Genomic DNA, 24,440 nt, shown 5'->3' with positions numbered 1-24,440 from the left:
ACCTTATACAAGAAAGCCGCTTAGATTACTAAGCGGCTTTCTTGTATATACCGGATCGGGTTTATCTCCAAGCCTTGTATTGGTTAATCAATCCGTTAGTTGACGAATCATGGCTGTTAATAGTTGTGTCATCTTTCAACTCAGGTAAAATCTTGCCCGCTAATTGCTTGCCCAGCTCAACACCCCATTGGTCAAAGCTGTATATGTTCCATATAATGCCTTGTACAAATATCTTGTGCTCATACATGGCTAGTAATGAACCTAACACGCGCGGGGTAATCAGTTTCACTAATATGGAGTTGGTAGGGCGGTTGCCTTCAAACTCCTTGAACGGTGCCAAGGTGTCAATTTCTTCCTTTGATTTGCCGGCTTTTTCTAGTTCAGCAACTACCTCTTCGCGGCTCTTGCCGTTCATCAGGGCCTCTGTTTGTGCAAAGAAGTTTGACATCAGCATTTTATGATGCTCAGCCAGCGGGTTGTGCGATTGCGCCGGAGCGATAAAATCGCAAGGGATCAGTTTGGTACCCTGGTGTATCAGTTGGTAAAAAGCGTGTTGGCCGTTGGTGCCAGGCTCGCCCCAAATAATCGGGCCGGTAGAGTAGTCAACCTTTTTACCGTTGCGATCTACATACTTGCCGTTGCTTTCCATGTCTCCTTGTTGAAAGTAGGCAGCAAAACGGTGCATATACTGGTCGTATGGTAAAATAGCCTGGGTTTCGGCCTCAAAAAAGTTATTGTACCAAACGCCTAAAAGTGCAAGTATTACCGGCAGATTCTCTTCGGCAGGGGTAGTTTTAAAGTGGTTATCCATAGCGTGCGCGCCGGCTAACAGTTCTTTAAAATTATCAAAACCAACGCTTAAAGAGATAGACAAACCAATGGCGCTCCATAATGAATAACGGCCACCAACCCAATCCCAAAACTCAAACATGTTTTTGGTATCTATGCCAAACTTGCTTACACCATCAGCATTAGTTGACAGGGCCGCAAAATGCTTAGCAACATCCCCGTCTTTACCACCATTTTGAATAAACCAGTCGCGTGCGCTGTGGGCGTTGGACATGGTTTCTTGCGTAGTAAATGTTTTAGATGCGATCAGGAACAATGTCGTTTCGGCATTTAAACCTTTCAGCGTTTCGGCAATATGTGTGCCGTCAACGTTTGATACAAAATGCAGGTTTAAATGGTTTTTGTATGATTTTAAAGCTTCAGTAACCATCACCGGGCCAAGGTCAGATCCGCCAATGCCGATGTTAACCACATCAGTAATAGCTTTGCCGGTATAACCTTTCCACGAGCCGGAGATGATAGCGTTGCTAAACTCTTTCATGTGGTCAAGCACAGCGTTTACATCAGGCATAACGTCTTTACCGTCTACCAATATCGGGGTGTTGCTTTGGTTACGCAGAGCAACGTGTAATACCGGGCGGCCTTCGGTAGCGTTAATTACTTCGCCGCTAAACATGGCTTGTATGGCATCGTCAAGCTTACACTCTTTAGCCAGTTGCATTAATAACGCAAGTGTCTCGTCGGTAATGCGATTTTTTGAGTAGTCGAGCAAAATATCTTCAAACTGTACAGAGAATTTAGCAAAACGCTTCGCATCGGCGTCAAAAAGGCCCTTAAGGCTTTCGGCCACTACATCAATATAGTGGTCTGTTAAATATTTGTAAGCTTGGGTAGTGGTAAAATCTATTGAAGGCAACATAGTTTTGAGTTTTATAAGCAAAAATAGAATTTAATATCAACCCGCCTATATATTTTTCAACTATTGACATTGCGGTCATAAGATCAGGCCCAATCGGCATTCTGCTATTAGCGATGGTTTCAAATCCATCGCTATATTGCTTGGGATTACTATATTTGCTGCCATGACTAAAGAACAGATCCAGGATTTAAGGGACAGACTAACGTCCCTGAGGAGGCATCTTTGACATCGACAAGAAACTTGATGCCTTACATGCTGAACAGGAAATAACTGTAGGACCACATTTTTGGGACCACCCCAAAGACGCCGAAAAGGTGCTGGCATCCATCAAAACAAAAAAGGTTTGGACAGACGAATTTCAAAAAGTGTCATCAGTAATTGATGATGCCGGGGTGATGTACGACTTTTTTAAAAGTGGCGATGCTACCGAAGCCGAACTGCAGGAACAATATGACGCGGCCATAAAAGTGGTGGAGGCGCTGGAGTTTAAAAACATGCTCTCGGCCGAAGAGGATCAGCTTAACGCGGTGCTGCAAATAACAGCCGGTGCAGGTGGTACCGAAAGCTGCGACTGGGCCGCCATGCTGATGCGGATGTACATAATGTGGGGCGAAAAGAACGGCTACAAGGTGTCTGAGCAAGATTTTCAGGAAGGTGAGTCGGCAGGGGTAAAAACCGTTACGCTGCAGCTGGAGGGCGAATTTGCTTACGGCTATTTAAAAGGCGAAAACGGTGTACACCGCTTGGTACGCATCTCGCCGTTTGACTCTAATGCTAAACGACATACCTCTTTTGCATCGGTGTATGTTTATCCTTTGGTTGATGATACCATAGAGATTGACGTTAACCCCGCGGATATAGAATTCGAAACCTTTAGGGCAGGCGGTGCCGGTGGCCAAAACGTAAACAAAGTTGAAACCGCTGTGCGCTTATACCACAAGCCATCCGGCATTATTATAAAGAACCAGGAGTCGCGCTCGCAACTGCAAAATAAAGAAAATGCTATCCGCTTGCTAAAATCGCAGTTGTATGAAATTGAGATGCGCAAGCGCCAGGAAGCCAGCAATAAAGTTGAAGGCAACAAAAAGAAAATAGAATGGGGATCGCAGATCCGTAACTACGTACTGCACCCTTACAAACTGGTTAAGGACTTACGTACCGACCACGAAACATCAAACGCCGCCGCGGTGCTTGATGGTGACCTGGATGACTTTCTGAAAGCTTATCTGATGGAGTTTGGTGGAGATAAATAGTCTTCATTGAATCTCCACTGTAAGCCCCCTCTAAATCTCCCCCGGTAGGGGAGACTTTTTAATTTGCTTTTTTAAGCCCTCCCTTCCGGGGAGGGTTGGGTGGGGCTGAATGGTTGTGTGGGGCTCCCCAAATTCTCACCCGCACCTGTTATCCACTCATTGCAAGTTGATGCCTGTTATTAACACGGCCATATTTGTTACTAATTATTAACTAGTAACAAAACCTATAAGCCATGTTAAAGCAAACCTTATTAACCCTCATATGCGCCAGCATATTAACCTTATCGGCCAGCGGCCAGTCTGCAGACTATCAAAAGAATATTGTAACTAAAAACACCCCAAAAGCAACTATAACTTTTAGCCTGCAAAAAATTGCCGGTATCGGTCCTTCAGGAAGTACGTCTTTTGGTATAGGCACCTTTGATGCTTATAGTAATGAGGGCCAGTATAAAGGCTATCCGAAAATTAAAAATAGACCTACCGGCCTGCGCAATGCAGTTTCATATTATTACCGACTTAATGAGTATCAGTTTTATTACCAAAACTATTGCGAAGGGATTTTTAGTAAAGAGTTTTTTATGGAAAATGCTGCCACGCAGCGATGGAACCTTGCCGATACGATAAAATTGTCCAGAAAGCCTATTAAGTGTGGCATTTCTGTGATGGCAGGCTACAACGCCGCCAATGACCTGGTTTGTATAATTGACGTAGATAACAATGGCGATTTTGGCGATGATGTATTAAGGCCCGTAACAATGAACTCCTTTATGGTAGATCCGGAAGTAGCCGTGCCTGTTTACACTGAGTATGTTGAAGAGAAAGTAATAAAGAACGAAAAATTGCGCGTGCTCCTAAAGAGTGACAAACGCCGCAGCGACGGTGAGAAAATAGAACTAATGTTTTCTTTCCCGGAATTTAGATACGTAAAGTTTAATTACCAGGGCCAACCGTTTTTTATAATTACAGAAACAGAGGTCTCTAAGTCAACCATTTGGATTATGCCTGATGTGCCTAACTTCACGAGCGCGCCAAACGGCCGCGGTATTAAACTTGATCAGTTGGTAAGCATAGGCGATACAGACTTCCGGTTTAGCGGTTATGCCGACAATGGCAATAAAATTACGTTAACCGGCGACGACTTATCAGGCTTTTCAACTTCTGCCACGGCAAACTCAAAAATTGCTGCTAAACCTCATTCATCAACAAAAAATAAAAATATTTTCTCCAGTCAGGCAGGTTTTTTGGCGCCCCATATTAAGGGGGTTAATATAAATCCGCTGGCGAAAGATATAGCTATGTTATCAACTGCCGACTTGAAAGGAAAGTACGTATTTGTTGATTTTTGGTCGACCTCTTGCGCACCTTGCATAGCCGAATTTCCTAATTTAAAAGCTGCTTATGAACGGTTTGACCGCTCGAAATTTGAAATAGTAGGCGTGCTGGACGAGCGCGATGAAAGCATAACCAAAAGGTTAATAAATAATAGAAGCATGATCTGGCCAACTATTAAAACCAATACAAAAGGCACCGACATAACAGGATATAGTGTTAACAGCTATCCAACCAGTTATTTAATAGACCCTGCAGGCAAGATCATAGCGCTTGACTTGCGTGGGGAAGACTTGATGAATAAATTAAGTGCTTTAATCAAACTTTAATAATTAGGCAGTACCTTTAAATGTAACGTCATGAAGCTAAACTTTATCATATTTCTTTTTTGCATTACAGGATTGCAAGCTTTGGCGCAACCAGTAACTCAAATTTATCGTCGGGCAAATTTTGGCAACAATATTCGCTTTGAAGTAGAGCCCATACGGTTTGATCCGCTATTAAGCGAAGGCGATGCCGGTTATTATTTTCCTGATGATAAGGTTGAAAAAGCTTTTGAAATCAACGGTCAGGGGTTTAACGGGAGGCTGAAATCATCAATTATGCTGGGGGTGAAACTTAACCCCAAATTAAGCAATTATAATTTATCGGCTATTAATTACGGCGCTAAAAATTATCCTGCTTTCAGAATTTCTGACGGTTCTGCAGCAACGTTAATAGCGCTCGGCATTATTCAATCTAATGTCGCTAATTATCGCTACCGCATAGTGTTAAATGACAGTTTAGAGGTAGTTCACTGGTCGCCGGTTAAGTTGTCGCAGATCTACGGGCAGAAACAGCCACATGGTTTTCTAGGTAGGTTTAACTATCCTGATAAGCAGGTTCTAATTGAGGTGGTTAATACCAATAATTACAATGATAGAGATGGGGTGGTTTTTGATTGGCGCGAAAGCCTAAAACCATATATCACCGGCTTTTCCATTGGTGCGCCGCCATTGGCCGAGGCGGACTCGCTTCGCGGATTAAGGAAGTCGCTGGCATTTGACAACGACCATGATTCAATAACCAAAATGGTATCAAATCTTAGCTTTATTCAAGGCGGTGTAGGCATTATACGCCTGTCTGTGCAACATCATAGTGGAATACCATACGATGTAGCACTTTTTGAAAAAAACGGCAATGAGTTAATACAGGTGGCTAAGGCCAAAGAGGACAAAACAAATGATATTTTCAGCTTTAACTTGTGTGATCTGACAGCGGGAAAATACGTTGCTATCGTTCGCCCGGTTGACTCATGGAACAACCGGATAGAAGGACAGGATGCCTATCTTGATATACTGGTGAAACCATTGCCGGTTATAGAAAGAAAGATCCCCGTAAGGCAAATATTGCTCTATGTAGTGGGGGGCTTGCTTATTATCGTTATTGTCTTTTGGGTATACAGGCGTAACGCAAATGCCCGCCTGGTAAAGTCTACCCAAGCCAGGCAAAACACCAATTTAAAACTACGGTCCATCCGCGCTCAACTTAACCCGCACTTTATGTTTAACGCGCTTACATCGATCCAAAACCTGGTAAATAAAAAGGACTTGGAAGGTGCCAATAATTACCTTAGCCGCTTTGCGGACCTTACCCGAAAGGTACTTAACACCAGTGAGCACGATCTGATTAGTCTTGAAGATGAAGTGAAAATACTGGACGACTACCTGCAAATGGAGCAATTGCGCTTTGGCTTTAAGTATGAGCTAAATGTAGCCAATGGGGTAAATGTAGCCAACATGGAAGTGCCGGCTATGTTGCTGCAGCCCTTTGTGGAGAATGCTGTAAAGCATGGGGTATCAAACCTGCGCGAAGGTGGACTAATAAGCGTTTTGATAAACAGACAGAATAACGACCTGGTATTTTTGATTACCGATAACGGCCCGGGGTTTAAACAAACCAAAGATGCCAAACCTGCAGGCTCATTTGGCTTAAAGCTAAGCGAGGAGCGGATACAGCTGCTTAATGAAGTGTATAAGCAGCAACCCGCCAAACTGGACATCCAATCGGGTAGCGACGGTACTACGGTAACCATTACACTTTCCAACTGGATATCGTAAATTGCAGATCATGAATATACGCGGTATTATAGTTGATGACGAGCCGAATAATGTAGAGAATCTGCAGGCTATCATCGGCACTTATTGCCCGGAAGTTGAGGTGCTGGCAACGGCGTTTAACGTTGCCGACGGAATTGCTGCCATAAAAGACCATCAGCCCGATCTGGTTTTTCTGGACATTCAAATGCCCGGAGCGTCGGGCTTTGATTTGTTACGGGCATTTACCGCGGTTAATTTCGAGGTGATATTTATTACCGCGTTTGATCAGTATGGCATCCAGGCCATCAAGTTTTCGGCTTTGGATTATTTGCTTAAACCCATCAACATTACCGAGTTTAAGCAGGCGATAGATAAAGCCAAGGAAAAGATTGTCGCTAAAAAGCGCAACCATAATATTGATAACCTGCTTGATTATATAAAGACCGGCCAGCGCGAAGTGCCTAAAATTGCGCTGCCTACGCTTACAGAGATTATTTATGTTAAGGTAGATACCATTATAAGGTGCGAGGCTGACAACAACTACACTGCATTTTACCTGAATACCGGCGAACAAATTGTGGTATGCAAAACCCTGAAAGAGTTTGCCGAACTGTTAGCGCCCCACGGATTTTTACGCACCCATCAATCGCACCTGGTTAACAAGCAATTTGTTAAAAGCTATTTAAAAGAGGATGGGGGCATGTTGCTGCTTACCAACCAAAACAAGATCCCGATCTCGCGCCAAAACAAGGATAAGATACGCGACGAATTGAATAAAAGCTTATAATTGTATAAACCTTTTATTTATGAGATCTGTCTCGCTTACTTTGCTGTTAATGGCTATAGTATTAACCTCGTTTGCCCAGGGCCGCGGCAGCGCGCCTGATATTTTGTTATATCCTGATGGCGTGATAAACGCTAAACCCACCCCGGCCACTTATGTAGAGGCAACATCGGCCGATAATCATATATCAAAAGTGAGCAAGCCGGCGCTTATTCCGTTTTTTCCGGATAAAGGCAAGGCCAACGGCACCGCCGTGCTTATTTGCCCCGGCGGCGGTTACGGCATTTTAGCCAGCGGACACGAGGGGTATGATGTAGCCAAAGCGTTTAACAAAATTGGTGTTACCGCCTTTGTACTAAAATACCGTTTGCCAAGTGATTTGATCATGGTGGATAAATCTATCGGCCCATTGCAGGATGCCCAGACAGGGATTCTGATCGTCAGAAAACGGGCGGCTGAGTGGGGCATTAACCCTGATAAGATCGGTATCCTTGGTTTCTCAGCGGGTGGCCATTTGGCTTCAACGGCAGGCACGCACTTTAATAAACCTGTCATTGATAACAAAGGCATTAGTGTTCGCCCTGATTTTATGATATTGGCCTACCCGGTAATAACTTTTGGCGATTACGCGCATCGTGGGTCGCAAGAAGCTTTGCTGGGTAAAGGCGCGTCTAAAGAACAAATAGATTTTTACAGTAACGAGTTGAAGGTAAGCACTGATACGCCGCCTACCTTTATTGTACACGCTACCGATGACGGTGGTGTACCTGTTAAAAATGCTTTGCTGATGTATGAAGCGTTGATTAAAAACAAAGTGAAAGCAGAGATGCACCTGTTCCAGAATGGTGGGCACGGCTTTGGCTTGATCAACAAGACAAGTAAAGAGCTTTGGTTTAACTGGTGCAACGGCTGGCTTGACGCTAACGGACTCTTGGTAGCATCGACAACAAAATAATCACCCACGAAAAAATGAGAAAATTTATATCAACCGCTTTTGCTATCGCGATTACTACGGCGGTAACTTTTGCACAGGATGTTGCGCCTATTAAACTATACCCTGGCGGTGTACCAAACTCAAAACCCGCGCCTGCTGATTATAAGGAGAGCATTACAAAAGACTGGGCCCTTAAAGTAACCGATCCCGTTTTGCTGCCTTACCTGGTAGACAAAGCCAAGGCTACCGGTACCGCCGTAATTATTTACCCCGGTGGGGGATACGGTGGCCTTTCCATGCAAAACGAGGGGGTTAATATTGCCAAAGCTTTTAACGAAATTGGCATAAGTGCTTTCATTTTAAAATACCGGTTGCCAAGCGATGCAATAATGATTGACAAAACTATCGGTCCGCTGCAAGACGCTCAGGCTGCTACGCAATTGGTGCGTAAACGCGCGGGCGAGTGGGGGATCAATCCTGCAAAGATAGGCATCATTGGTTTTTCGGCTGGCGGCCATCTGGCTTCGACTGCCGAAACGCACTATAAAGACGCGCTTATCCCTAATAAAGATAACATCAGCCTGCGCCCTGACTTTGCTATACTGATGTACCCGGTTATTACCTTCGGCGATAAAACGCACCAGGGCTCAAAAGATAACCTGATAGGTACAACTCCAACCCAGGCTATGGTTGATTTGTACAGTAACGAGAAACAAGTAACGGAAAATACCCCGCCAACGCTTATCATTATGGCGCAGGATGATGGTACTGTACCCATAGAGAACGCCGTTTTGTTCTACAGCGCACTGGTTAAAAACAAGGTAAAAACCGAGATGCACTTATACCAAAAAGGAGGCCACGGCTTCGGTATAGATAACCGCCAAAGCCCCGATAAATGGTTTGACTGGTGCAAGCATTGGTTGGCTACTAACGGGTTTTAACGCTTTTATAAGGTTGTTTCATAAGGTATAATTCCATTTTTCAACAAGCTGATAACTAAAGAGATAAAGAAATTTTACCTGTAATAACCCTGACGAAAAAGTTGTTTCATTTTGGATAATTGTGTCAATTTGTAATTAATTGAAATTCAATAATTTAAGTTAAAATCTTGTTTCATTTTGTTTCACGCGATTTTTGTAAGTGGCTAATTATTAGCATTTTGAATCAAAATGTTGTTTCACTTGTTTCATTTGTTGCACACAAGCGTGAAACAAGCGTGCCTGGGCGCGTATCAACTATTCTTTAATAGCATATGTTTAGCTCCAAACATATTGCCCTTAGTTTGTTTATATTGATACACTAGCCATTACAATCATGCTGATCAAGAAGATCCTTATAGGGATAGACAATAGTAAATATGCCGAGAACGCCGCAAAATACGGCTTTGATATCGCCCATAAGTTTAGCGCCAAAGTGGCCCTGGTACATATGGTTGTACCAATGGTGATGCCCTATAACAACACTGCCGACCCGCTAACGGGGGCTGCCGACTTCACCATGGCCGATACCGCCGGCATTATGGACGTTCAAAACGACGCGTCAAAAGCCCTTATTGAAAATACCGTAAAGAAGTTTGGCAAAGGCCTTGAAGTAATCAACTACAGCGAGTTTGGCGACACCGCCGACGGCATTATTGAGTGCAGCAAACAGTTTGGGGCAGACATGATCGTCGTTGGCACCCACAGCCGCTCAGGTTTCGACCGTCTGCTCATGGGCAGCATTGCCGAAACGGTAGTGCGCCAATCGGAAATACCAGTACTGGTAGTGCCCTTTGTAGAGGACGAGGAGTAATGACTAGTACAGCAATCTAAACTTAATCGTATGCGCTATGGCTTTTAGCTGTTCAAGCACCTCGGTATCATAGCCGGTATTAACGTCGGTTATTACGTAGCCTATTTGTTCGTTAGTTACCAAAAACTCGGCTACGATGTTAATGTTGTGACGCGCAAATACGTCGTTAATTTTAGCCAGTATCCCCGGCACGTTCTTATGGATATGTATCAGCCTGTGCGCATTGTTAACCCGCGGCGGTTGCAAATCAGGGAAGTTGCAGCTGGTGTGCGTCTTACCTTCGTTCATAAAGGCAATAACACGTTTAGGCAAAAAGTCATCACTCCGCGGATTGTGCTTTGGGTCGTCAAAAACAATGATCCCTGCTTCGCAGGCGGCTTCTGCCAGTTTACGGCTAACCTTGCCAAAACAGCCAATTACCTTTAGCCTGCCAACGTTGTGTAACTGTTCGGCTGTAGGTTGGTTATCCTCGTCGCAAAGCAATACCCCTGCTTCTTCCAGGTACTTGTCCTCAACCGTATCCCGCTGGCGTATATTATAGCCTTCCTTTTGCATTTGGGTTAAAGCGTCCTCTTCGATATTACCTATCACCAAACATTTAATGCGGTTTTTGGGATATGATATGGCCCTGGGCAGCTTGTTAATGTATAAAAACTCATCAAAGCTGGGGGTAATATGGTCGGCTTTTTCAGTTACAGATTTGCGCTCAATATTCTCGGTAAAAGCAAAAAACTTCTTTATCATCCCCGATTCCTTCAACTGAAAATCAGAGTAACCATCGCCAATGCCGTAGATGTCCCCTTCAAGCTTCAGCTCTTTCAACAATATTACCTTACCACCTTCTTTTGATAGCGGGTTCTCGCGGTCGTAACCTACGATGTTGCCTTCGTCGTCGAATTTAAAGGTGTTGGCGTATATGTTTTCTTTTTTGATATGATACTCGGTAACCACCGGGGTAATAAACTCCTTAAACCCCCCCGACACGATTAATACCTCGTCCTGATGATTTTTAAAGAATATGGTGTTACGTGAGAAGGATATAGATACCTTTTTCTTGAGGTGGCTTATCAGCAATTTCAGGTGCTCGCGGTTGGCTTGTAACAGTTTAACGCGGCTTTCAAGGCTTTCACTAAATGATAGTTTACCCTCCATCGATGCGTTGGTAAGGTCTTCTATCTGCTGGTATATTTGCTCCCTGTCTGGATGATTTTTTAGTGATATCCTGGCGAGCTCGTCTAATGCTTCAACCTGGGTAAAGGTACTGTCAAAATCTATAATGAAAAATTGGCTCATGTCGTCAAAACCTGTCAAAAATTTGCGTCAACCTAGTATTGTGGAGACGCAGACCTATTTAATCTTATTTGTTGTTGCCGCAAATTTGCAATTTTCTGCTGATTTTTTTGGTTATTTTAATATCACATTTTATAAAAAATATATTACTAAAAACTTAAATTGGTGTTAAACCTTTTACAGCAACGTTCGTCTAACTAACAAAAAGGGGATAAGTAGCCATGAGAAGATTGATTTTAGCAGCCTTTGGTGTTTTGTTTTTTGCCGCGTTATCATCGTGCGGTACTAGTTATAACTATTATGTTGCCGGATTAAACCGCACAAATTTAAGTAATTACCGTAGCTTTGCCTGGATGCCGCCCGTACGTAGCGTAGATAAGGCTGCCAATAATTTGGCCGCCGATGCGACAATTAAAGATGCCGCTACCGTAGTATTAAAAGAGAAGGGTTTAACATTAACACAAAGAGATCCTGATTTGATTATAAGCTATTCCAGCGTTGTTGGGGCGGGTAATCGCACGTATTATTACCCCACTTATGGCGGGGGCTTAGGTTACTATGGTGGTTTTTATCCCGGCTTTGGCATGGGCTGGGGCGGTGGTTTCGGCATGGGCATGGGCTGGGGTGGTTTTTATCGCCCGTATTACTATGCATATGGCTCACCTTTTATGTATGGAGGTATGACTGCCAGCCGCGAACAATACAAAGAAGGAACTTTGATTATTGACCTGATAGACCGTCGTAGCAGAAAGATTGTGTGGCGTGGCTTTGGGGTGGGAGAAGTTAATAAGAACGATAAGAAGAATTTGGAAGCGCTGCCAGAGGTTGTTGCAGGCGTACTTGAGCAATTGAGCCTGGCTCCATCATCCGCAGCACCGGCGGGAGGCCCGCAAGATTATGGCCGTCCGCAAAGGCGTAACCGCCGTGGCAATATATCTCCGGCATCTAATCTTTCTATATAAAGATTCTGAAATAAAACAGGGTTAAGCCTTAAAGCTTAACCCTGTTTTATTATATTTTAATGAAACTTGTACGGCCCACCAAAATGCCGTCAGACTTATTTGTCACCGTAACAAAATAAGTACCCGGTAGTAGCCCGGAAACCTCTTGCAACCATATAGGGTTATTGGTGGTTATTTTCTTAGTAACAATACCCATGTTGCTGGTAATTACAATGTTGTAAGTAGCAGATTTATTGTTGAACGGTTTTATCGCTACGACCAAAAGATGTTTTACCGGGTTTGGATAAACCAAAACGTTGCCAGTAGGATTAGGATTAGACGGGGTAAAAACAAAGGTCAATACTTCAGAATAGGTAACATTACCCAATAAATCTATTTGTTTAAGGCGGTATTTATTTATGCCCGTAACAGGATAGGGGTCCAAATCATCATAAGTACCTATTCCTATAGACGTTAAACTATCTAAAGTGCTAAAGGTTATGCCATTATCTGTACTGCGCTGTAGTATATACGTTGTTAATTCGCCTTCGTTTTCTGCGGTCCAATGGAGTCTTACTTGCTTATTTTCTATATTGCCGGTAAAGCTCACCAAGTGCCCGGCCTGCGTATTATTAGGCCTTATAACAAGCTTAAACCTGTTTGCTCCGTAGCTTGCTGTATCGGTGGTAGTATTAAAGCTGTAAACCGCATATTTCCTTAAATCGAGCGAGTCGTTTTTGAATTTATCCATCAGCCAAACTTCGTAGACATTCGGAATGTTAAGGATCTCATTAAGCTTCAGCTGATAAGCCCCGCTGGTATTAACCCTGACGTTTAAAGAAATGCTTTGAGATTGGTTAGGGAAAGGTAACTGATTTATAGCAAGCGCAATTTTATTGCTTGCCATATTTGACAAGCCTACAACCCCGCTACCTTTTAAATATGGTGCATCTTCATTTTTTATATAAGCAGTATGGGCGTTATTGTCAAATTGTAATATGGTTTCGTCTTTATTAAGCGTGTCTTTCACTAACTGTAAACGTAAGCGAGAACTTTTCCGGGCGATAGCATTATTTAACAATAAGATATCAGGCTGGTCAGTAACCTTAGCATCCTCATTAAATACTAACTGTGCCGTATTTGCGGTTGCTCTAACAAAAAATCCTTGTCCCTGCGGAATGATATTTGTAATCCCATTTTGCCCAACGCCGCCAGTGGAGCTGGTATTTATATAAGCGTCGTAATTTTTAGTGAGTGGATTTAGTATGTAGATGGTTTGGTCGGTATCAGGTGCGTAAATGCCGGTACTCATTGTCCCACTATAAGCCTTGTTCCAATCGATAGAACTAGGATAAGGGTTTCCAACCAGGTTAAAGCCCTGTATGTCATAACGGGCGTCGCCAACGTTTGCGCTATTAAAAGATAAACCGTCGGTGTTGGTTACCCAGTTTTTTACTATTATCTGGCCCTGATTTAAGTAACCGGATGGTTTTAAAACATTATCCTGTGGCGGGGTTCCGGGGTTAGTGGTATTATTACCTCTGTTAAAAAATAAAAACCCTGCACCTGCCGGCATCTTGAAAGCTGCGGCATCGACTGTTTTTAAAATATATTTAGCCGAGCTGTCTATTTTAGTAATAGCCCTGTAGTTACCCGAATTAAATGACAGGTTTGAGGGGATTACGTCCTCGCGATAAAGATAGATAGTTGGATTACCTACGACGTCAAATCCGCCGCCGGCAACGCCGGTTGTAGCCGTGTTGCTGCCCGCGGCGCTGGTTAAATAAGCTAAATTGTAATATGGATAGGGGGCGGCGCCAGCGGATGTTATGTCTGATACCGGAGATGAGAACAGTCTATATCCTCTATAAAGCAAGCTGCCACCACCGGTTACAAAACGCTGTGCCGTAACTGTGCCCGTTATTTTGGAGCCACTTGGTATGGTTGGTATGGTGCCCGACCCCGTCGCATCTGATGCTAAAGTAAAAACATTACCACTTGCCAGCGTACTACTGCCCGATAACGTTAATTTACTACTGCTTGCCAATGTAAAAATGCCTGTACCCGTGCCAGACATCGTTTTAGTACCACCGCCACTTACAGTGGTATTATACAGCGTGGTGCCTGTGCCGGCTCCTGCAGCTAAGGCCTGGGTACCACCTGTGAAGTTTACGTTAGTATTGGTCAGATCTAGGAAAGTATCTGTAGCGTTGCTGGTAAGCGTATTATTAATGTTGCCACTGATGTTCAAATTGTTTGTTATGTCCCCAAGCGGCGTTTTGATACCGCTGCCACCAAAGGCGATATTAGCGTAACTGATACCCGATGTCAATGTTGATCTCGGTATGGCCAGGTCAACATACACATCCTGATTGTTACTACCCGTATAACCAATGGTTGTGCCTGTGCCGATAGTTAGGGTGTTGGTACCGGTAGCCGACAGACCGGACAACGCGCTGGCGCCCATTAAATTTAAAGTGGTATTGTTACCTACAGAAAACACGGGGGTATTGCCTGCATTTACATTGTTAGTAATGATGTTTTTGACTGTTAAAATGCCGGTGCCACCTAAGCTAAAGTCGGCATCGTCTAAATTGCCGGAGGTAGGGAACAAAGAGTTAAGGGTTAAATCCCCGCTCAATGTTAGGTTTGCTACAGTCGAGGCTAACGTTATACTGTATGATACGGCACTAAAACTATTAGTTACAATGATGTTATTGGCAGTTATCGTACCGGCGCCCGTTATATTAGCTTGTAGGTTGGTTGCTTTTGTGCTTTGAAAAGTAATGTCGCCGTTTACCGCCAATGTTGAGCCGCTGGCTACAGTAATGCCGGGCGCTGTGTTGGCCGTATTTAAAAATTGGATAGAACCTACAGATGTAGTGCCGGCTGCGGATATTGAGGGCACAACCAGGTTTGTAGCAGTAGATCCGATAACCGCTAAATCAGCTGCTCCGGGTACGCCCCCAGTCCAATTGGCTGCTGTTGACCAGCTAGTGCTTGACGTGCTTGACCAGGTTTTGGCGTTAAGAACTGCAATATTAATAATTGCGCTACCGCCGCCATAGCTATTCCAGGCTGTTACCGTATAATCTGCTGCGGTAGCTACTGTTGCGTTAGTGGGGCCGGTAATAGCACCGGTGGTTTTACTTAATACTAAACCTGATGGTAGTGCTTTATTGAGGAAAAACGTACCTGTTGGCGTGTATTTTTTAACTACATTATTGGTAAAGTCGGACGCGTATATGCTGCCTTTTCCGTCAAGAAACAGACCACGGCAGTTAGTAACGCTGTTAATGGTTGCAATTGATGCCCCACCCGATGTATTGTAAACCAGGATACGAGTATTAGTCAGGTCTGACACGTAAAGATAGCTGTTAATAGCATCAACCCTTAACGCCAATGATCCTGTAAGTCCGGTAGCAAAGCTGGTTCCGGCACCCGGTGTAACAGCCGCATATTTGTATATGGCGCCCGAGCCTGAATTTAGCACGTAAAGCTGACCGGTAGCATCAATGCTGATATCAACTGGGTTGTTTAAATTTGTGGTAGTGGTTACGTATGAGGATACCGTCCCGCCGGAGGTTATTTTGAATACCCGATAAGTTGCGCCATTGGTACTTGTAACATATAAATTGTTTGATCCATCTATACAAATACCGGTGGTTGTGCCGCCGGCCGGGATTGTAGTGGTTGACTGATAAGCACCACTGGCGTCGTATTTATAAACTGTAGCAGCAGCGCCGTTTACTACAAACATATTGTTGTTTGAGTCAAAAACAATCCCGGCCGGATTGTTAAGAGCTGGTGCCCCCGTGCCGTAACTATTGCTTATCAAAACACCATCCGCTGTAAACTTACTTATGGTATTACCCGTAAAGTTGGCCACGTAAATATTGCCACTGGCGTCGACAGCCCCGCGTCTGGGCCCGCTGAATATGCCACCTGTCAATGGTTGTGTAGAAGTGGCGCTATAGCCAAAGGTTGCAGACACAGGGCTGCCTGTATTGTCAAGAGTGGGGCTTGTAATCGCTGAGCTGGTTGCGTAGGTTACGGGTGATACGTAACTTATATTGGGTTCTGTATTGTCAGTTTCAATACTGATTTGAATTGATGAGGAGCCAGCCACGTTAAAGGCTGTGATGGTGTAAGTTGCCGCGGCAGTAACTGTTGTAGGCGTCCCTGATATTATCCCGGTAGTGCTGCTAAAGGTTAAACCTGTGGGTAGGGTTGGGGTGATAAAGTAACCGGTACCAATTATTTTTCTGATTTGGTTGTTGCCGGCATCGGCTATAAATATATTGCCGCTAACGGGATCGACAGATAACCCGGCAGGTGCTTTAAAAGTAGCCGCAGTGCCAACGCCATTGGCTAATCCGGATGTGGCGCTGCCGGCAATGGTGCCTACGGTACCAGATGGATCAATCATCCTGATACGGTTACTGGTTGCATTACCGCCATCGCTTACATACAAATTGCCGCCACGGTCAATTGCTATACCGTTAGGTGCAGTAAAGGTTGCGGCGACACCAACTCCATCTGCAGCGCCGGCTGTGCCGCTACCTGCAATTGTAGTAACAACACCCGCAGGGGTTATTTTTCGTATTTTTCGGCTTCCCCTGTCAGCTACATAGACATTGCCCGCTGCGTCAACAGCCACCCCTACCGGTGCATTGAAGCTGGCCGCCGTACCCGTTGCATCTGTGCTGCCTAATGCGCCGCTGCCTGCAAAAGTTGTAACTACACCTGCGGCGGTAACTTTTCTGATTTTATTATTAAGCCTGTCGGCCACATACAAGTCGCCTGCGGCATCTATAGCAATGCCCCTGGGTCCGTTAAAACTGGCAGACAATCCGGCGGCATCTGTACTTCCACTAGCGCCATTACCAGCCAGAGTACTTACAGCAAACGGCGACGCGTTTATTTTACGCACCGCGTGATTGGCCGAATCGGCAATATATAAATTTCCATAGGCATCTGATGTAACCCCGGCCGGCGAACGGAAGGTACCCAATGTAGTGTTTGACATGCCCGGGCTACTCATGGTGCCGGCATAGGTGGTTTGTGTACCCGTAGTGGTTCCAACAAGTTTTCGTATAACATGGTTCCCCTTGTCAGTTACGTAATTTAAGGTGTTGCCGGCAACGCTTATACCGGTAGGGTTGTTATATCGTGCAGTAGTGCCTGCCCCTCCGGCTGTTGTTCCCGTAACGCCTGTTGCACTGCCGGCAAAAAGTGAAACCGTACTGTAAACTGTTGCCGGTACGGCACCGCCCGTATTAACCGGCGTTAAAGTAACAGCCTTGTTTAAAGATAAGAGATAAGGACTACCGGTACCTCCATATCCGATGATACTAGGCGGCTCAACTATAGTAAGGTTTATATTGTTAGTCCCGGTTGAATTGCCTGAAGAATTGTAACCTTTAACAGTGTAATTAGTAGCGGCTAATGTTGCTATAGGCGTTCCGCTTATTATTCCGGTACTGCTATCAAGGGTTAGTCCGGTCGGCAAAGCCGGGCTAATGGTGTAACCTGTTAAGGTCATTTTCCTTATAGTTGATGAAGCCGAAATGTAATCTCCAATTAAAATATTGCCGCTAGCGTCATTAGTCAGGCAAAAGGGCGTGTTAAACTGGGCGGCCGTACCAACGCCATCAGCTTCGGTGGCGGCGCCGCTTCCGGCCAGCGTTAAAAAGGATGCGCCGGTATTGGTACATGTTTTTATAGTATGGCTTCCTGCATCTGCAATTAATAAATTACCCGCTTTGTCGGCGGTTATATCCACCGGTAAATTTAAACCGGTGCTTACAATAGTAGTAACTACGCCAGCGGTTGTAACCTTACGTATGGTGTTACCCGTATAATCGGCCACAAATAGATTGGTGCCGTCGTAAAAAATGCCCGTTGGCTGCGTAAACCTGGCGGCTGCACCGGTTCCATTTGTTTCTGCTGGTAAGCCTGCAGACCCGGCTAGTAATGTTACAGCGTAAGGGGCTGTTGCAACAATTTTTCTTATAGTGTGGCTGGCAAACTCTGTTACATATAAATTGGTGTTGTCTGTGGTTATGCCATAAGGTTGATTGAACCTGGCTGTAGTTCCTGTAGCATTATTTGTTGTGCCAGTTATACCCGAGGCACCTGCTATGGTACTTACCAGGGCGCTACTAACAACAATTCTGCGTATGGTATGCCCGCCATAATCTGTAACATATAAATTTCCTCCTAGGTAAACTATGCCTGATGGTCCTGAGAAGGATGCGCCTGTACCAGTGCCATTAGTTACAGCTGCAGTGCCACTGCCTGCAAACACACTTAACACGCCAGCCGCGGTTACTTTTAAAATTTTGTTTGAGCCATAATCGGCAACATAATAATTGCCCGTTCCGTCATAAGCAATAGCCCGCGGGTTATTTAACCCCGACGACACAAGGGTGCTTACAGCGCTATAATTTGTGGCAGGTATAGCCCCACCAGTATTCGTAGGCGATGACGGTAAAGTTGTATAGCCAACACCCAGCGTTTGCGGCGTGTTATAGGTTAGTATTGGAACTTGAGCAAATAAATTGTTACCACATAGAAGAGCGATAACAGTGAGAAAAGGTTTAATGAGCTTTTTCAACGGCTAAAAGTAGGTAGCCAAATTTACTTTAAATTGTTGGATTACACCAATTTAAAGTGAAAAACCTTAAGAAAATGGATATTGTTAATCTTTAAGAAAATCGTTAACCACTATGTAATTATTGGGCGACAGTTTTCTTATTTTGAAGATGTAATAAAGTAATGATTAAAACAATAGCCGCAAAGGCAACAACCCAAGTATCAATAGGGCAATTTAAATCAGGATCACCGTCATTGCAAGGTGCGGGGCCTTGGGCAAATAAGTTTGTGATGTTAATTAGTAAAAAAAATAACGTTATCTGTAATCCCTTTTTCATTTCCTGCTCTCTCTCTTTTATTAAAGTTTAATAAACGTGCTTTTGCCAATTACAGTATTGTCTTTGCTGTTAAATACTTGTACAAAATACGTGCCTGGCATTAATTTGTTTACATCGCCTTGCCAGGCAGCATTGTTTGTTGTAACCGATTGTACTAACACGCCGATGCTATTAATAATAGTTATCTTGTAAGTGGCAGCGGTATCTTTAGCAGGGGTTATTGCCAAGTTTAAGGTGCTAGTTACCGGGTTAGGGTACAAACTGATTAAATTATTGGCCAAGTTACTAAAAGTAGTATTAGGTGTATACATTATACTAACGATCTGCGAGTAGCTTACGCTGCCCAATATATCGATTTGTTTTATACGATATTGATTAAGGCCTTTAGCAGGGTAAGGGTCCAGATCATCATAAGCGCCCAATTTGGCTGACGTTACCACATCAATTACCTGGTATGATTTTCCGTTATCAATGCTGCGCTCCAGGCTGTACTGCGTGTGGTTTTCTTCGTTTTCAGTTGTCCAGCTTAAATTTACCGCATTGGTGCCTTTTTGACCAGTGAAGCTTAATAAGCGCACGGCTTTGTTTGGGTTTATACGCAGCACTAACTTAAAGCGTGTACTTCCGTATGATGACGTATCAGATGTTGTCCGAAAACTATAAGTTGGGTTATTTCTGAAATCAAGGGAATCCTTGTTGAATTTATCTAAAAGCCATATGTCAAACATATCAGGGATGTTAACAATTTGGTTTAAGTTTAACTCATACGCTGCTGCGGCAGCAGGTACCCTAACAATCAGTGGAATAGTTTGACTTACTTTAGGGAAAGGTAATACATTTAAGGCTAAAGCTACATTGTCTGCAGAGTTGCTGGCAAGACTTGCAGTGTTATTGCCTCTTAAATAAACGGCGTCTTCACTTTCAACATAAGCAGCTGTGGTGTTATTCTTAAACTCAACAAGTGCATCTTCGTAATTAAGCGAGTCCTTTTTTAAGTATACTCTTAGGTATCGATGGTCAATGGTTGGTGTTGCTGCTGAAAGCAATAAATTGTTTGCACTGCCTTGCTGAGAGGATGTTTTAGCAGCTTCTGTAAATGTTAATGTTGGGGACGTCCCCGTTGCTTTTACAAAAAAGCCCTGACCACTAGGAATAATATCAGAGTTCGCTGTTCCGCTATTCCAGCCGGTTCCGGGATTAATGCCACCTGCAGTATAACTGGCATAAGTTTTTGTTTGCGGATTGTATATGTACATAGTACTACTAACATTAGATGCAGTAATATTAGTCCCAAACTGATCCCAGTCTATTGAACTGGCATAAGGGTTCCCAATTAAATTAAACCCTTTAACAGCAGCATTACCTGTAGCGGTAGCATTACTAAGGCCAGTGGCACCGGTAGGCCAAAATTTTACAGCTATGTTTCCTGTGTTTAATCGCCCTGTTCTTGAAAATGTTAAACTTGCTGGCGTAATTGCCGCATTTGTACTTGAGTTACCCCGGTAAAAATACAATACACCAGTCCCCACAGGTAAATTAATTGTCCCGTCTATAGTACCTATGTTATATAAGGGAGCATTATTTATTTTAGTTATAGCGCGATAATTACCCGTAAGAAATGAAGTATTGTCCGGAGTCTTATCATCGCGATACAGGAATAGTGTGGGATTACCTGTGGCATCAAAACCACCCGAGGTTGCGCCCGTAAGATAGCTTCCACTGTTGGCATTGGTAAGGTAAGAAAGGTCGTAAAAACCTGTGCCACCGCTATTAATAGGCGATGAAAGTAAACGGTAACCCCGGTAAGCCGCTGTTCCGCCCGTCATATAGCGTTGTACCGTCACTGTAGCCGCAGGGGTGATGCTTGTACCGGTAGGCAACGTTGCTAAAGAAGCAGACCCGGCGGCGTCCGAGTTGAGTGTAAGTAAAGCAGTGCCCGGATTGAAAATAGTTGTGCCGGTTGTTGCCAGCGTTATTGTGCCACTGCTAAGAATAACAAATTTACCGGCACCGTTTAAAGTTTTTGTGCCGCTTACAGTAATGTTTAGGTTATTAAAGGTAACCGGAGTAGTGGTGTTAGCATTATTAATAGCTTGAGCGCCGGCGCGGTCAAAATTAACCGTACCACCACTGGCAATAAATGTACCGGTACTTACCGCGTTGCTAAAAGTAGTAGCCACAATGTTTGCCGTACCACCAGACATTGTTACAGCGCCTGCATTTGGAAACGATGCCCCGTTAAGATCTTTAATGCCTGCCGTACCAAGATTTAGGGTTCCACCAGAGTTGTTAGTTAACGCGCCGGTAAAAGTAGCGTTTCCGCTACCTGTGTCAAACGCCCCGGTGTTGTTAATCGTCGAAGAAAAGGTTGTAGTACCGCTGCCTAAAGTAAAGCTTGCACCGCTGGCATTGGTAACAGCGCCGGTAATATTATTAGTGCCACTGCCTAAAGTAATAGTACCAGGCGATGTGTTTGTTATCGCGGCAAAACTCATATTGCCCGCTGTTGATTTTGTGATATTGGCAGTATTTGTCAACGCTCCGGCGATGCTAAATGTCCCGGTGCCGGCAAGCGTTATGTTGCCGGAATTGGCAAATGCACCAGTGCTTGAAAAAGTTACCGCATTTGTACCCGTTTGGCTAATGGTGCCTGAGTTGGATGACTGGCCCGCAACAGTTATAGTGCCCGCCGTTGTAATGTCTGATGCATTACTCAGTTTGCCGTTAGCTGTAGTTAAATTTAAAGTACTGCCGGTAGCCAAACTTAAGGTGCCCGCTACAGATAAAATTCCGTTATAATTGAGGGTTGAACCGGTCCCTAATACCGATTGAGCCGTAGCCGGAAGAGTAATAGTCGCGGCGGTAGGATTGGCTGTCGTAATGGTAGCTGTAGAATTTGCGTCGACAGCGAAACCATTAGTTAGGGTGACGCCAGTAATAGAAGATCCGAGCGTAAGTACCGGATTGTTATTGCTGCCAAATTGGATACGCGCGGCACTTGCTGCCGGGCCAGAAATATATGATGGTTGTAACGCTGATCCCTGGTAAGCTACTACCCCAATTCTTATCAATTCTTTATCAGAAGGCGCTGAGCCGGGAGTACCGCCATTCACTCTCCAGTTGGCCGCGGTGGCGACATCAGTACTATTACTTCCTACCCAATCATAAACCCCGCCTATAGCGTAATCGGTACCTGCAATATTATAAGTATTGTATAGCGCATAAGGACTGGTGATAATAGCAGCCGTGCCCTGCCCGCTTACAAAATCAAAGCTATAATTACTGTAGGCCTGATAAGTTGTGTTGGTGCAATTGGCTACAAAAAAATAATAATAGGTGCTGCCTGCAGGTATAGTCTCGGTAACAGTACAGACCACATATCCACCCCCTCCAATATTTACTGAAGCACCGCTATAAACCAGCGATGCACTACTAAATGTATTAGCGGTGGTTGAACGATAAAGACGACCAGTACTGAACAGCTGATTTTCAACACCAGAAGTTTTAATATTAAATTGCCCGATACTATTAGTAGTACCAAAGCTTTTTACTCCAAATCCAAATAAAACAATATCTGTTTGCCCGCTGACTAAGGCGCCCTGCGTAATGCCGTTGCCGACTGCGTTTGCGCTACTGACAATGAAACCTGGCGATGGCAGGGTAAGTGTACTGCCGGTAACGGTAAACGTGTTAAATGTTGAAACAGGCGAGCTGGTAGTAATTGCGGTTGAGCTTTGACCACTGGTAAAATTAAAAGCGATAGTAGTTGAGGTTGCACCGTTGATATTATCGGCAACTAAAAAATAATACTGGCTGCCCCCCGCTGTAACAGTGTTGCCAGCGGTTAGGGAAACAGTTGCGTAATTGCCACTAAAAACCACGGTACCCGCTGTAGTTTTTACACCTGTAGCGTAGGTATTGGTTGTATTAGAGACCAGCCTGGCGGTTCCGCCAAAGTAACTTCCCGGTGTGCCGTTACTGTTGATGTTTAGCGTAGATATAGTGACCGCAGCGCTCGACGTAACCTGAAAACCAAATAAAACCACGGCGGTTTGTAATTGAGTGATGGTTCCGGTCTGTACCCCTCCGGTTAAGTTTGTTAAGGTAATGTTTGATGCGTTAATATTGTAAGTAGGTCCAAACGCTGTAAAGGTGTTGTAGTTGGCAGAGGGGCTTGAAGCTACCAAGGCGTTTGTGCTCTGAAAATCTTCTAGCTTAAATTGTATGTCTACCGGCACTGTACCACCAGCGGTTCTATTAGCTACTACCCAAAAAAACCTGGTCGCCCCGGCAGGTAACGAAAATCCTAAACCAGCAAAATTTGCATATGCTGATGAACCTACAGTACCGCTATTAGATGCGCCAGCCAATGATGGGAGCGTGTTAGTAGTATTGTTGAAGAGCCTGACACTGGTAAAATAGCTTGACAGGTTGGCAAGCGTACTATTAACATTTAATGTAGATAAGGTGTAAGCAGTTGATGAGTTGTTAGTAATACTAAACTCAAACATTACTAAATTGGTGCTACTGGCAGTTAGTGCAGTACTGGTGGCTGTTAATCCGTTAGGGGTGGTTGGCACCGCAACAGTTAAAGGATATGGCGCCGCTGACGGATTAAATGTATAGTTACGATAGTTACTAGTGGCGGGTGCGTAAGTATTATTGTTTATGTCGGTAGCAAAAGTGCCGTTTATATAAATCTGGCCGTTATAATCATATGACCCGCTTGAATAAACGTTATCAGCCACCAAAAAATAATTATAAGTTGTGCTGGCAATAGTTTCGGTAAAATTGTCAACGGTTATAACGCCACCATTAAATGTAACATTACCAACAACGGTACCGGTACCCGCAGTGTAGCTGGTTGTGGCGGCCGGATACCTGACAATAGTACCATTGGCTAAATGCGATTGAGCCGTGCTATTATTCCAACCGAGTGTAAATTTTTTGAAAGTAACCGTACTTGTTGTGGTTATACTAAAACCAATCATGCAAACTTGAGATTGGCCTGCTGTAATAGCGGTAGCCTGTAGGTTGCCAGTTAGCGTGCCAATAGTGACTTGCGCATAGCTTTTATTCCCCGCCCCAAAAGCGAGGGTAAGAAACGTTAATGCAAGAACAATTTTTAGTTTCGGATTTTTCAAAGCAATCGGCAGATATTAGAATGAAGCAATTATTGTGATATTCAATCATTTATAGCGTAAAACCAAATATTATAGTGTTATTCATTATTATATACGAACAAAACGGTTAAAAGAATACTTCCCCTAGGCTTGATGTTTGTGTTATCAATCCCTCACGTGCAATAAATGTCCCTATTTGGGAATTGTTTGCCCCGTGTTAAATTGTTGTTTAACTTTAAGTCATTATATTTTCCTGCAAAATTAAATATTGAGA

The 24,440-nt window shown here is 44.0% G+C and carries 13 protein-coding genes; 8 read left to right on the top strand and 5 right to left on the bottom strand.

Annotated elements, in window-relative coordinates; all coding sequences use genetic code 11:
* Positions 1–61: 61 nt before the first annotated feature.
* Positions 62–1,708 (bottom strand): glucose-6-phosphate isomerase, encoded by a 1,647-nt coding sequence (gene pgi, locus ACFSYC_RS08520; protein WP_377125723.1) that lies wholly within the window; start codon positions 1,706–1,708, stop codon positions 62–64.
* 163 nt (positions 1,709–1,871) lie between these two features.
* Here pgi and prfB point away from each other — a divergent pair.
* From prfB to ACFSYC_RS08485, 7 genes are all read left to right on the top strand, one after another.
* Positions 1,872–2,961, top strand: a protein-coding gene (prfB, locus tag ACFSYC_RS08515; protein ID WP_377125720.1) for a peptide chain release factor 2 whose coding sequence is annotated in 2 segments (ribosomal slippage) — positions 1,872–1,931 and positions 1,933–2,961 — 1,089 coding nt in all. Because the reading frame shifts where the segments join, the coding sequence is not laid out codon by codon here.
* 233 nt (positions 2,962–3,194) lie between these two features.
* On the top strand, positions 3,195–4,619 hold the full coding sequence (locus tag ACFSYC_RS08510; RefSeq protein WP_377125717.1) for a TlpA family protein disulfide reductase: 1,425 nt from the start codon (positions 3,195–3,197) through the stop codon (positions 4,617–4,619).
* 30 nt (positions 4,620–4,649) lie between these two features.
* Positions 4,650–6,389, top strand: coding sequence for a sensor histidine kinase (locus ACFSYC_RS08505; protein WP_377125714.1), 1,740 nt, complete (start codon positions 4,650–4,652; stop codon positions 6,387–6,389).
* 10 nt (positions 6,390–6,399) lie between these two features.
* Positions 6,400–7,155 (top strand): LytR/AlgR family response regulator transcription factor, encoded by a 756-nt coding sequence (locus ACFSYC_RS08500; protein WP_377125711.1) that lies wholly within the window; start codon positions 6,400–6,402, stop codon positions 7,153–7,155.
* A gap of 19 nt (positions 7,156–7,174) precedes the next feature.
* Positions 7,175–8,107: an alpha/beta hydrolase gene (locus tag ACFSYC_RS08495; RefSeq protein ID WP_377125708.1), complete on the top strand. Its 933-nt coding sequence runs from the start codon at positions 7,175–7,177 to the stop codon at positions 8,105–8,107.
* A gap of 14 nt (positions 8,108–8,121) precedes the next feature.
* A complete protein-coding gene (locus ACFSYC_RS08490) occupies positions 8,122–9,027 on the top strand; it encodes an alpha/beta hydrolase (protein WP_377125705.1) in 906 nt (301 codons plus the stop codon).
* A gap of 373 nt (positions 9,028–9,400) precedes the next feature.
* Positions 9,401–9,877, top strand: a complete 477-nt coding sequence (locus ACFSYC_RS08485) for a universal stress protein (protein WP_377125702.1) — start codon at positions 9,401–9,403, stop codon at positions 9,875–9,877.
* Between the two features lie 3 nt (positions 9,878–9,880).
* Here the strand turns inward: ACFSYC_RS08485 and ACFSYC_RS08480 are convergent, their stop codons facing one another.
* Positions 9,881–11,170: an HAD-IB family phosphatase gene (locus tag ACFSYC_RS08480; RefSeq protein WP_377125699.1), complete on the bottom strand. Its 1,290-nt coding sequence runs from the start codon at positions 11,168–11,170 to the stop codon at positions 9,881–9,883.
* A 218-nt stretch (positions 11,171–11,388) separates the two neighbouring features.
* Here ACFSYC_RS08480 and ACFSYC_RS08475 point away from each other — a divergent pair, with 218 nt between their 5' ends.
* Positions 11,389–12,129, top strand: a complete 741-nt coding sequence (locus tag ACFSYC_RS08475; protein ID WP_377125696.1) for a DUF4136 domain-containing protein — start codon at positions 11,389–11,391, stop codon at positions 12,127–12,129.
* A 49-nt stretch (positions 12,130–12,178) separates the two neighbouring features.
* On the opposite strand, the gene ACFSYC_RS08470 is transcribed toward ACFSYC_RS08475, so the two are convergent.
* From ACFSYC_RS08470 to ACFSYC_RS08460, 3 genes are all read right to left on the bottom strand, one after another.
* Positions 12,179–18,727: a putative Ig domain-containing protein gene (locus ACFSYC_RS08470; RefSeq protein WP_377125693.1), complete on the bottom strand. Its 6,549-nt coding sequence runs from the start codon at positions 18,725–18,727 to the stop codon at positions 12,179–12,181.
* 118 nt (positions 18,728–18,845) lie between these two features.
* Positions 18,846–19,043, bottom strand: coding sequence for a hypothetical protein (locus ACFSYC_RS08465; protein ID WP_377125690.1), 198 nt, complete (start codon positions 19,041–19,043; stop codon positions 18,846–18,848).
* 20 nt (positions 19,044–19,063) lie between these two features.
* Positions 19,064–24,187, bottom strand: coding sequence for a T9SS type A sorting domain-containing protein (locus ACFSYC_RS08460; RefSeq protein ID WP_377125687.1), 5,124 nt, complete (start codon positions 24,185–24,187; stop codon positions 19,064–19,066).
* Positions 24,188–24,440: the final 253 nt, after the last annotated feature.

The sequence above is a fragment of the Mucilaginibacter antarcticus genome (genome assembly GCF_042686155.1).
In the GTDB taxonomy this organism is placed as follows: Bacteria; Bacteroidota; Bacteroidia; order Sphingobacteriales; family Sphingobacteriaceae; genus Mucilaginibacter; species Mucilaginibacter antarcticus.
Note: the sequence above shows the minus strand (reverse complement) of the source record. Positions and strands in the feature narration are given on the sequence as shown.